Annotated in this window: 9 protein-coding genes; 4 read left to right on the forward strand and 5 right to left on the reverse strand. The window is 44.2% G+C overall.

Annotation, left to right across the window (positions count from 1 at the left end; translation table 11 throughout):
• The 4 genes from ACLFWI_RS16605 to ACLFWI_RS16620 form a co-directional block, all read left to right on the forward strand.
• Positions 1-1,744: M61 family metallopeptidase (locus tag ACLFWI_RS16605; protein WP_446413834.1), on the forward strand; the 1,744-nt coding region annotated here is incomplete at its 5' end.
• A gap of 329 nt (positions 1,745-2,073) precedes the next feature.
• A complete protein-coding gene (locus tag ACLFWI_RS16610; RefSeq protein WP_446413835.1) occupies positions 2,074-2,988 on the forward strand; it encodes a branched-chain amino acid transaminase in 915 nt (304 codons plus the stop codon).
• 250 nt (positions 2,989-3,238) lie between these two features.
• On the forward strand, positions 3,239-4,576 hold the full coding sequence (locus ACLFWI_RS16615; RefSeq protein WP_446413836.1) for a DNA methylase: 1,338 nt from the start codon (positions 3,239-3,241) through the stop codon (positions 4,574-4,576).
• On the forward strand, positions 4,573-4,710 hold the full coding sequence (locus ACLFWI_RS16620; protein ID WP_446413837.1) for a hypothetical protein: 138 nt from the start codon (positions 4,573-4,575) through the stop codon (positions 4,708-4,710). Before ACLFWI_RS16615 ends, ACLFWI_RS16620 begins: the two co-directional genes overlap by 4 nt.
• 431 nt (positions 4,711-5,141) lie before the next feature.
• On the opposite strand, the gene ACLFWI_RS16625 is transcribed toward ACLFWI_RS16620, so the two are convergent.
• The 5 genes from ACLFWI_RS16625 to nadA form a co-directional block, all read right to left on the reverse strand.
• Complete coding sequence (locus ACLFWI_RS16625; RefSeq protein WP_446413838.1) at positions 5,142-5,828, reverse strand: TIGR04283 family arsenosugar biosynthesis glycosyltransferase; 687 nt, start codon at positions 5,826-5,828, stop codon at positions 5,142-5,144.
• 31 nt (positions 5,829-5,859) lie between these two features.
• A complete protein-coding gene (locus tag ACLFWI_RS16630; protein ID WP_446413839.1) occupies positions 5,860-9,063 on the reverse strand; it encodes a hypothetical protein in 3,204 nt (1,067 codons plus the stop codon).
• Positions 9,064-9,354: 291 nt separating this feature from the next.
• Positions 9,355-9,963 carry a TIGR04282 family arsenosugar biosynthesis glycosyltransferase gene (locus ACLFWI_RS16635; protein WP_446413840.1) on the reverse strand — a complete coding sequence of 203 codons (609 nt, stop codon included), beginning with the start codon at positions 9,961-9,963 and terminating at the stop codon, positions 9,355-9,357.
• A 76-nt stretch (positions 9,964-10,039) separates the two neighbouring features.
• Positions 10,040-10,651 (reverse strand): cation diffusion facilitator family transporter, encoded by a 612-nt coding sequence (locus tag ACLFWI_RS16640; protein ID WP_446408624.1) that lies wholly within the window; start codon positions 10,649-10,651, stop codon positions 10,040-10,042.
• 594 nt (positions 10,652-11,245) lie between these two features.
• Complete coding sequence (gene nadA, locus ACLFWI_RS16645; RefSeq protein WP_446413841.1) at positions 11,246-12,229, reverse strand: quinolinate synthase NadA; 984 nt, start codon at positions 12,227-12,229, stop codon at positions 11,246-11,248.
• Positions 12,230-12,367: the final 138 nt, after the last annotated feature.

Here is a 12,367-nt window from a genome sequence, read left to right on the forward strand (position 1 = left end):
GACTAAACCTACCTTCCATTATCACGTCGCTATGCCTCAACCTCAATCTCATCTGTTTGAGGTGACGCTACAGGTGAAGGGTTGGTCGGAATCAGTGCTAGATTTAAAAATGCCCGTCTGGACTCCGGGTTCTTATCTAGTGCGGGAGTATGCCAAACACCTCCAGGATTTGCGGGTTGAGACTGGAAACCAGCATCAGCCCTTACCCTGGGATAAACGGAGTAAAAATCACTGGCAGGTTCAAACTGGAGACGCGGCAAATATTGTTGTTCGCTACCGCGTCTTTGCCAATGAATTATCGGTACGCACCAATCACCTCGATGCCACTCACGGCTATTTTAATGGGGCGGCATTATTTTTATTTGTCCCTGGTTTTGAGCAACAGCCAATTCAGGTGACAATTGTACCCCCTAAATCCGATTGGCAGATAACCACACCTTTACCCGCCGTAGATGGTGCTGAGAATACCTTTGAGGCAAGTGATTTTGACACCTTAGTCGATAGCCCCTTTGAAATTGGCACACAACAGGTTTATGACTTTGAGGTTCTGGGTAAACCGCATCAACTAGCAATTTGGGGACAGGGAAATGCTGATCCCCAACGGATTATTGCCGATACGACGAAAATTATCGAGACAGAAGCGGAATTATATGGGGGATTACCCTACGAACGGTATTTGTTTTTACTGCATTTATCGTCCACAGGGTTTGGCGGTTTAGAACATAAAACCTCTTGTTCCTTAAATTATCCCCGTTTCGGGTTCCGGGCGAAAGATAAATACAATCGTTTCATGCAGTTAGTCGCCCATGAGTTCTTTCACCTGTGGAATGTTAAGCGGATTCGACCCAAAGTCTTAGAACGGTTTAACTATGAACAAGAAAGCTATACCACATCCCTGTGGTTTTGTGAAGGGACAACCAGTTACTATGATTTAGTCCTCCCCTTACGGGCAAAGATTTACGACAGTAAGACCTTTTTAGAGGGATTAGGTAAAGAAATTACCCGGATGCAACTGATCCCAGGGCGTTTGGTGCAACCCCTGAGTGAGTCCAGTTTTGATGCTTGGATTAAGTTATATCGCCGGGATGCCAATAGTGATAATAGTCAGATCTCCTATTATCTCAAAGGAGAAATGGTATCCTTCTTACTGGATTTGCTAGTGCGATCGCGTCATGGCAATCAGCGCTCCCTTGATGATGTGATGCGGCGGATGTGGCAAGAGTTTGGCGTCAAGGAGGTTGGCTTTACTCCTCAACAACTGCAAGAGGTGTTGGAGTCTGTCGCTGATACCGATTTGAGTGATTTCTGCCATCGCTACATTGAGGGGACAGAAGAATTGCCCTTTGATGAGTATCTCGAACCCTTTGGCTTAAAACTCAAGGCGGCGGAAGACGAGGAGTCCATACCCTATTTGGGGTTAATTGTCAAGACCGAAAATGGGCAAGAGGTGGTCAAATTTGTCAACGCCACCTCTCCGGCGGGAATAGCTGGGGTAGATGCTGGGGATCAGTTACTAGCAATAGACGGTTGGCGAGTCAGTGCCGATCAATTATGCGATCGCCTTAAAGATTACCATGCCGGTGACACGATTCAGGTAACCCTGTTCCATCAAGACGAACTTTGTACCTTACCCATTACCCTCGGCGAATCCCAACCCACCCGTTACCAGGTTGTACAGATTGAAAATCCCTCGGCGACTCAAAAGCAGAATTTAGCGGGGTGGTTGAACACCAAGGAGGATTAAGCTCATACCCAGCAACTGTAGGGGCGCAAAGACTTGCGCCCGATTCAATGGTAAAATCTATTCCACCATTTTAGATTTGAGCTGTGTCAAGCCAATAGCCATTTAAGCCGTTAAATAAAGGGCTATGCGTCTGGAACCGGGCGGGTTTAGTCTCATCTGGGTGAGACAAGAAACGATAATAGTGAAACCCGCCCCTACACAAAACTCAACCTTCCCCCTCCCTAATTTTTCCGATGCCTAAATCGATGTTCTAGTCCCTGGCAAAATCATTGACCTGTAGTACAATCGATAACCATACCTTCCAGAACTCTTAACTGTCTAGTTTAAAAATGCATAAATTTCTGCCAATCGCTTACTTTCAAAACCAATTTCTTCCCTTCGATGATGCCAAAATTTCCATTGCTACCCATGCGCTGCATTATGGGACAGGCGCTTTTGGCGGATTGCGTGGGATTCCTGACCCGCAAAACCCCGAACAAATTCTCCTGTTTCGTTTAGACCGTCATTGTAAACGATTAAGTGACAGTGCCAAATATTTACATTACGACTTACCCGCAGATAAAATCAAGACTATAATTATAGAATTTGTCAAAAAGAATCAAGTTAAAACCTCGTTTTATATTCGACCCTTTATTTATACATCCGATTTGGGAATTGCCCCCAGATTGCATAAGATTGAAAAAGACTTTTTCGTCTATGGACTAGAACTTGGTGATTATCTATCCCCAGAAGGGGTAAGCTGTCGGATTAGTTCCTGGTATCGTCAAGCGGATCACAGTTTACCCCTGAGAGGTAAAATTAGTGGCGCATATATCACATCATCTCTGGCAAAAACAGAAGCAGTAGAATCTGGGTTTGATGAAGCCTTATTAATGAATGCTCAGGGAAAAATTTGTGAAGCATCGGGGATGAATATCTTTATGGTACGGAATGGACAACTGATTACGCCGGGATATGATCAAGATATTTTAGAAGGAATCACCAGAGATAGTATCCTGACGCTGGCAAAGGATTTAGGTATCCCCACAATCGAACGCCCTGTGGATAAATCGGAGTTATTTATTGCCGATGAAGCATTTTTAAGTGGAACGGCGGCTAAAATTACTCCAATTAAACGGATTGAGAATTATGAGTTAGCTAAAACGCGACCCATCACAGAGAAACTGAGAGATAAAATTACGGCAATTACGGAAAATCGCGATCCCAATTATCAAGATTGGGTGTATGTCGTTCCTCTAGGATAAAGTAAACGTTTAAGTAGGTTGGGTAGAGCGTAAGCGAAACCCAACCGGTTAACCCGCCTGCGTTGGATTACTCTTTGATAAAATTTCGCTTAAGTTCGGAAACCCGACCGACAAAAGTGATAAGCTGTTACGCATTTAAAGTATAGGTAGCCAGAAGGTTGGTCGCACTACAAAGATTTCGCAATTATTAACAATAAGGTTTCAATGACGAATAGCTTACCAAAATAAGGGTAGTTAACTTAGATTTAGGATGAAACAACTTTCACTATTTGAAACCGATAAGACTATACCCCAACCCTCCTACTTACATCTTGCAGGCGAAATTCCTATCGATATACCTCAAGATGCCCTGATTTCGCTACAACGAAAACAACCTCTCAAAATCCATTCTGTTGGTTTTCAGCCAGCCAAATCAATTCCGGAAATCCCGCATTGGTTTTTAAGCAAGTATGGTACAGAACAGTGTAAAATCTTAGAACCTTTTGCGGGTTCAGGAACAACAATTATTGCAGCTTTATTACAAGGTGTATCAATTTATTGGCTTGACTATCATCCGTTAAGTCGCCTTATCTGTCGCGTTAAAACCCATTTCTACGATGGAGCCGAAATTCTCGACTATGCTGAGCAAATCTTGGAAAATGCTTATGGGATAAAATATCCATTAGAAACTGTTAATTTTTCCAATAAAGATTTTTGGTTTCAAAAACCTGTCCAAGCTGGACTAGAAAGCCTTCGAGCGCAAATTTTTCAAGTTCCGGAAGCGATACAACCTTTATTTTGGCTGGTTTTTGCTTCGACTGTCCGCAAAACATCTGATATGAATGATGGCATGATTCTCGCCGCAAAACGAGCAAATGTTAAAGAAATTACCCAGCGTTCTCGCGAAGATGTTTATCGGTATTTTAAAGACTATCTTGATCAAGCGTTAGAGGCAATTGGGGAATGGCAGTTTGTCTTGAATAACTCGTTTCAAAATGCCATTGAATTGAATTCAAAAACAGCCATTAATCTTACAGGCGATTGGCGTTGTGATGCGGTTATTACTTCGCCGCCTTATATTAATGCAATTGATTACGTTTGGGCGTCTAAGTTTGAGTTACATTGGTTGGGCTTAGTGAGTAATGATCGCGCCAGACTTGATTTATATACTCAAGAAATCGGCACAGAAAGAATTCCCAAAAAAGATTACTGCCAATTGGGGAAAACGGTAAATTCTTATCTGGATGATTTAATTACTGATATTTATTACGGCACGAAATATCAAGCGAGTAAAGGACAAAATAAGCTTAGATCAAGAGTTGTTTATAAATACTTTATGGACATGAAGTCGCATTTTTTAAGCTGCTTCAATCATCTTAATTCAGGTGGCTATTATTGCTTTGCCATTGGCGATATTAGTAAAATTTGTGGCGTTGAGATTCCAGTGGCTAAACTTTTAACGGAAATAGCTGAAGAAATTGGCTTCGCTAAACTATTTCAGTTTCAATTATTGCTAAAAAATCGTCGGCTTAATTTACCAAGGAATGTGAGTTGGGCTGGAACAATTAAGCATGATACCGTTGTTGTCTTGCAAAAAATAAAAACATGACTCAAGGACATTTAGATGGTTTGCTAGAGCAGATTTTAAATCAATATCAACAAGCTTTTGCCGGGACTCGCATCCCTTACTACAAGCCGAATTTAATCCATCAAATTAGGTGTGCTACGCCAATAGGGGCGTGATACGGCTGAAATTATGGAATAGAGTTTACAAGTATCGGAGAAGTTGGGTTCAATTTTCCTGAAAACGAGACGTTCTATTTAGGTATAAGTGATGGTCTTAATCCGCTTAATAGTGCCGGAGAGGTGCTGTTATCACCAGAGGGAGAGGTAAATACAGGAACTTTGACAGGTTGGCAAGATCCTGGACTGGTAATTCCTATATTTACTCATTATAAAATAGCAATAGAAATCGAGACACAGGCTGTTCCTGAACCTTTGAAAATTGGAGGTCAGGGTTTAGCTGAGGGAACAGTAAAAATTTGACGCTTGTATAATTTATGTCCAGCTATAGCCTTACCAAGGCAGGTTAGGACATTTTATACTGTTCCCCGTTGGGATTAACTGATGTCCTAACTTATCCTCGTAGTGCTATACTTATTCAGACAAAAACCTTACCGTTTTCCCCGATACCATCGCGCCAATTTTTCAGGAGAAACTCCCCAAAAATATCCGAGAATGATAAGCTGATTAATTAGGGTGGTTTTGATGATTCCTAACCGTTCCCAGCGTCGTCCTGATGTAAGAACAAATGCTGGAACAATCGTAATCCGTCCCTGAGGTTGCAAGCGGCGAATGAATTCAAAATCTTCCATAATTGGCAAATTAGGAAAACCTCCGATAGTATGAAAGATGGTCGCTTTTAAGAATATAGCTTGGTCGCCATAAGGCATCGAAAAAAAACGCGATCGCCAATTTACCAGTCGTTCAATGAGACGCAACCCCCACTGTTGAGAATCAATCCGTAATTTAAACGCCCCCGCAATGATTTGGGGTTCTTGTAGCGCTTGGCGAACTAAACAATCAAAGTTTGCTGGTAAACGGGTATCGGCGTGGAGAAATAGGAGAATATCACCCATCGCCCTTGCTGCACCAGCATTCATTTGACAGGCGCGACCGGGTGGGGTAGAAATAACCTGGACATTTCGCGATCGCGCTACACTGACGGTTTCATCGCGACTCCCCCCATCCACCACAATAACCTCCACATTGTCAGTATTAACCAGTCTATCTAAGACCGAACCAATCGTACTCGCTTCATTTAAAACGGGAATAATAACTGAAATTGTTTCGGTTTTCATTACATTAGAATTCCTTACCCAATCCCCATTTTTAATCAATTTTCACCTGAAAGCGAATCAATCCTACATTATTGGGAGCGGTGCTAGAAATATCGCCCAACTCAACAACCACGGCGCCATTAGGATTATTGGCTTCAGCACAAGGCGTTGATACCGGATTGAGAGGCGGAAAAAATGTCCCCGAATCTTGATCCGATGCATTACTTTGGGGTGTCGGTGTCCCATCTTGATTTAACACAATTCCACTCCCTTGCCTAAAACTATCTGAGATAAACGTCGTCCCTTGGGGAATCAGATCACAGACATTCACACCGTTAACCACTGTGCCACCATTTGACAAGAAATAGATCGTGTATTCCACGGTATCGCCACTTTCTAAACGTCTATCGGGACTAATCCTGGGGACACCTAAAAGTTCTCCCCCAGGTAACTGAGACCAGCCACTAGCATTATCATCAGGATCATTGGGATCGTCTACAAAAGTATTAAAATTAATTCCATCAATAACTTGTCCATCTCTGTTCACTTGAGTAATCCGCTTCACCAGAAGCAGGTTAGGTTCTCCAGCCAAAAATACCTCAGCACTGTCTCGATCATTCCCAGGATTCGGATCATCTTGATCTAAAGCACTAATCACCGCCGTGTTAATAACTGAACCGGGAATATCCCCAGTGGCAGTAATCTGTAACGTAGCCTCATTACCATTGGCTAGGTTTCCTACAGACCAAATTCCGGTGCGGCGATTATATGAGCCTTGAGACGCGGTTGCCGATCTAAATGTTATCTCAGGGGGTAAGGGTTCCGTCACCGCCACATCAGTCGCCTCATTCGCATCGTTATTGGTCAGAGTAATGGTATAAGTTATTTCGTCTCCCACATTTGCCCGATTTTGGCGTGCTGTTTTGCTCAAGCCGAGGTCAACCGATTGCAAGGGAATCGTCACACTATCTTGGTCATCCTCGCCAGCAACGCTGTTTCCTGGGGTAGAATCGGGGTCAGGTCGATCTGAGGCTATCACTTGCGCTCGATTCACGACGGTTTCAGTGGCGGTTAAGGTTACCTCAATTTGCAACGTGGCGCTACTATCGTTATCCAGATTGCCCACCGTCCAGACGCCAGTTTGGTTATCATAGCTTCCCTGGCTGGCTGTTGCTGAAATAAAGCTCAATCCGGCGGGTAATGAGTCCCTAACTTGCACATCAGTCGTGGCGAGAGGTCCATCATTGGTGACGGTGATGGTGATGGTGACATTTTCCCCTGGTGCGGGATTTGCAGGGGCGACAGTCTTAGTTAGGCTTAAGTCTGCGGTTCGTTCGATGGGGGCTTGAACGGTACTGGTATTATTATCCGGATTGGGATCGGTTATGTCATCTCCCACGGAGTTATTGGGTCCGAGGGGAACTGTGGCGGTATTGGTTAATGTTCCGGAAGCATCCGCTGAGAGAGTGCCGATTACCGTATAAGTAGCAGTAGCCTCCGGGTTAAGTGTGACGGTTGTATCAATCGCATTGCCTGTACCATTTGCCGCACCGCAACTCCCGCTACCATCAGTAATTGCACAAGTCCAGCGCACGTCAGTAATCGTATCTGGAATTGTATCCCTAACCGATGCCCCCATGACATCATTGGGACCATTATTGGTTACAGTGATCTCGAAGACAATCGCACCATTAGCAACTACTTGGTCTGAACGAATCCGTTTTTCAACTGCCAAGTCTGCTTCTGCAATGACGATAGCATCCGTAAATGTAAAATCCTGAGACGGTAAAAAAGTCCAAGTATCAATAGCCCTAATATCGCCAAAGCAAGTTTCTTCATTACTCGAATCCAAACAATCATAGCTATGAGCGCCATTACGGCTATTGACTCCTGCTAAACCAACGCCGGTGATTGAGGCATCTAGGGGATCAGGAGGGATGCCAGGTCCACTAAAACGACTATCGTCGTAGTAAAGGGTAAAATCTGGACTATTTCGACCATTCAGCCGTTCCAGGATAATCCCATTGGGACTCGCTTCCACGTCTAAAAACGGAAAATGGACTTGAGCCGCAAACAGATTGATGCGAACCTGGAATCCTTGAGATCCGCCTGGTATGGGGTTATCATTCCCATCTAAACCATCCCAAACCACTTGATTTTCCCCTTCAGTTACTCTACCCGTGATGATTCTGTCTTTAATTGAGCCGTCATCGTTTCCGAATATGCCATCGCCATTTAAGTCAATGACAACTCTGTAACTACCCGCTTGTGTCGTGGTGAACCGAAAGATACCGCCACCCGGCGAGGCGGCTTGACCTGGCGTACCGTCATCACCGATAAATCTAAAATTCCTCACCTCCCCAGGAGGCATCGGTTCTAGGGGAGTTCCTAGAATACCAGGTTCAGGTCGGTTAAAGAAAATTCTGTGGGTTCGGTCATCGCCAGTATCGGGATTGCGTAATGGATTTTGGAAGTCAGGGGGTGGAGTTAGGGGAACAGAGGAGAAAAAGGGGTTTCCGTTTGGTCGTCTAAATCCTTTATTGTTTGAGAAGAAGATGAATCCGAAGGGTTCAATGCCGTTCAAATCGATGCGGTAAACATAACCTGTTTCGGTGAGGATGTAGGCTTCGGAACTCAGAGCAGCCTCTCTACCCCCCATATTCAGCGCCAGATAATTGGCAAAGGCGCGACCCTGAATTTCTCTACCCCGATCAGCTACGGTGACATCCCAAGCGGTTACAAAGTTATCATTGTCATCTTGTCCAGACCAAGAATCGTCGGCTGAAATCGGGTTTGGGTTGACTGTACTCGAAGGATCAGGACTAACAAAGTTAATTTGCCAAACCCCAGTTTGATCAACGTCCACGGTACAAGGGGTGTAACCACCGGAAAAAATAGTATTCGGTCCTATTTCTTCTTCTTGACGGTTTTCAATTTTACCCCTGTCGTCGCAACTGCCAGACGTACCACTGGGTCTTGTGTAATCAATCGTACCCTGACCAATGCCCACAGCACTGGAACCCAAGTAGAGTGTCTCACCTGCCTCAGCATAAACTTGAATTACCGTCTGGCGCTGTATTGGTCCTGTCTCCAAGGAGTCTTCGCGATAGTCCAAAAACGGGCGAAAGCCACCACTTGAGATTAATTCCCGACTTCCTTCCGCCTGAACGGGAGGAGTCCAAAGACTACAGATGCACAAGGAAAGGGTAAGGCTACTGATTACCCTACTAAAGGATTGAGTTTTCAGGTTATTCACAATCTACCATTTACATTTCAACAGTCATAGGTTGGAAGGGGTGTAAACAACGCCGACGACGAACGGTAAATCTACCCCTAGCGTTGATTTCTAGGGGTAGGGAAAAGTTAACCGAACAGGGCAGACTTACACTGGGCAAAAGCCCGATAAATTCCTTGTATTCCTATGATTTTGCTCAATTCGCGCTAAGTATAACGCGATAAGGGCTAATCTAATCACACTTTGATGGTAAAAAAATCAGTCTCTTGATAGATACCAAATATTCTCTTCCGGCAAAATAAGGGGGTATTCTCACCTATCCAAATCTTCTGGACGGTCAATATCATGGAGCATTGGCAAAAACGCGATCGCTAATCCCAAGTTATCAGCAATCTCGACGGTTTGTTGCCTAACTTGCGAGGTTCCCCAATGAATTCCCACAAAGAGTTCCGGAATTAACCGCCGCAAACCAATCAGATAATATCCCCCATCTTGGGCAGGTCCTAATACTAAATCCTGCGTTTCCAGCCATTTAAATGCCTCAGCCATTATTTGAGTATCTAAATCGGGGCAATCTGTCCCAATAATCACCACACTCGTCATTCCCGCCGCCAAGGATTTCTCAAATGCCGATACCATTCGCTCACCTAAATCTCCCTGACTTTGGTGACAGTAAATCACATCAGCACCTAACCAGGCTTGCATTAGTTGTTGATTCCCCCCAGCAAAATGAATTTCTACAGATACAGGATGAAATGCTTGCAGTTTTTTCACTTTAACCAGGGTATTTTCTGTCATCTGGCGTTGCAGTTTCGCCGCACCTTCCTCTCCTAGAGCGGGAATCATCCGTGTTTTGGTTTTTCCCGGTTCGGGATAGCGGGTGAAAATAATTAGAGATTCTTTTACGGTAGCTGGAGTCATTCGATTAAGCTGATGTGCATCTAAGTTAGGAGTTTAGGGTGTAGGGGGATGCTAAAAAAATTAGTATCCCATGAATTCAGTCAGCATCGGATTCATGAGCTTCTTCCCAAATCTCCCAGCCTTCTCTAATCAAATAAAATACGATAATAAATCCAGCAAACGGATCAGCTTGCCAAAAGCCAAACCAGTAATTCCCCGCTAACCCTAAAAGTAATGCCACTGAAAGAAAGGAACAAACTAAGGTTTCTTTAGCATCGGCAATCAGCGCCCGACTATTGACTTGTTTACCAACTTTATTTTTTTGCCATGCCAACAGAGGCATAATAATCAACGAAAGGATAGCGAGAATAATCCCCAGCAATGATGGCTCTGGAGCGTCTTGGGTGATTAACTTTCTCAGTGACTCAAATCCAATATACCCAGCCAGCAAGAAAAATGTAATTGCCACAAACTGGGTGGCTTTTCGCTCAATTTTGGCTTCAGCTTCCGGTGTTAGGTTTTGATGCTGGCTGAGACGCCAAATTAAAATACATCCTGATAAGGATTCGACAATACTATCGAGTCCAAATCCAATTAATGCAATGCTATTATTAATCGCGCCTAAAAGAATAGAAACAACAGCTTCAAGAATGTTATAGCCAACGGTAAAATATTCTAAATAAAGTCCTTTTTTATAAAGCTTACTCATTAAGAAATACCTCGGCAGGATTGGTAGAGTTAGTAGATACGTTCGATACAGGATATCACGAATAACATTCTCCCCTGTATGCCAGGTTGGGATTAGGGCGGGTTTCCTGGTGCAGTTTGAGGTTGGTTAACTCATTTTAACCCTAAACCCGCCCCTACATCTTTGGCGTGCGATCGCGCCGAAAAATCCGGTGGGTTTTGTTGTCCGGTTTTAGGTTAATATATCAATCTGATATCGTGCCATAAAATCCCCTGTCGGGGCGGGTTTAGGACGAAAACCAATAACGTTTCTACAAAACCCGCCCTTCCCCATCCTGTCACTGACGCAGCAAACCATAGTAGGGGCGGGTTTAGGACTAAAATTAACCGAGAAACCAATAATGTTTCTACAAAACCCGCCCTTCCCCATCCTGTCACTGACGCAGCAAACCATAGTAGGGGCGGGTTTAGGACTAAAATTAACCGAGAAACCAATAATGTTTCTACAAAACCCGCCCTTCCCCATCCTGTCACTGACGCAGCAAACTTAAGAGTCCCCTACAAGTAGCACCTGTGCCTGAAGAAAGCGTAAATCCTGCCCTAATTTTTGCTGAACTTAAACCTTAACCTTAGCACTCATGTCCAACATGCGCTGAATCGGTTTGAAAGCGGCAATCCGAATGTGTTCGGGTAACGTAATTTCCGGCTGACGCTGCTTCATCGCTAGATAAAGTTTTTCCAGCGTATTTAACCGCATGAACGGACATTCATTACAGTTACAATTATTCGTGGCAGGCGCTGGAATAAAGCGCTTATCGGGCATTTGCTTTTGCATTTGGTGAATAATTCCCGGTTCTGTCGCCACAATAAACTTGGAACGGGGACTGGTTTGCGAATACTTCAATAGCGCCGTGGTTGAGCCAATATAGCTGGCATGACGTAATACCGGAGGTTCGCATTCGGGATGGGCAATAACCTCGGCGTCGGGGTGTTCAATCTGTAGCTGGACAATTCTTTTTTCCGAGAAGGTTTCGTGAACAATACAACTCCCTTGCCACAGGAGCAAATCACGACCTGTCTGCTGCATTACATAGCGTCCTAAATTCCGATCTGGGGCAAAAATAATCGGTTGATCTGGGGGAATTTGCTGGACAATTTCGACGGCGTTGGAACTGGTGCAAATAATATCGCTCATCGCCTTAATTTCGGCGGAGCAATTGATATAAGAGATGACCAAATGGTCAGGGTTTTCTGCCTTAAACTGGGCAAATGCATCCGGGGGACAACTATCAGCCAGAGAGCAACCCGCGTTTAAGTCGGGTAGAAGAACAAGTTTGTCAGGATTAAGAATTTTGGCAGTTTCTGCCATGAAATGAACACCCGCGAAGACAATAACATCTGCATCTGTATCAGCAGCTTGGCGGGAAAGTCCTAAAGAATCGCCAATATAATCGGCAATATCCTGAATATCGGGGTCTTGGTAGTAGTGGGCAAGGATAACGGCGTTGAGTTCCTGCTTGAGGGTGTCAATGGCGTCAAATAGGTCATCGGGAATTGACCCAAAGGGTTGGGTCGTTTGAGGCAGTACGGTTGTAAACAATGTTGTAAATTACCCGGAATATATACCTTCCAAATTAATTATAGTGAATTTTACCAAAAATAGCAGGGATGATGTCATTCTTTCATGAACTACCCAGACCTACTTCGTTGAGGTCTGGGTTTCTACAACCAGACCTGT

This window comes from Coleofasciculus sp., assembly GCF_046539235.1.
In the GTDB taxonomy this organism is placed as follows: Bacteria; Cyanobacteriota; Cyanobacteriia; order Cyanobacteriales; family Coleofasciculaceae; genus Coleofasciculus.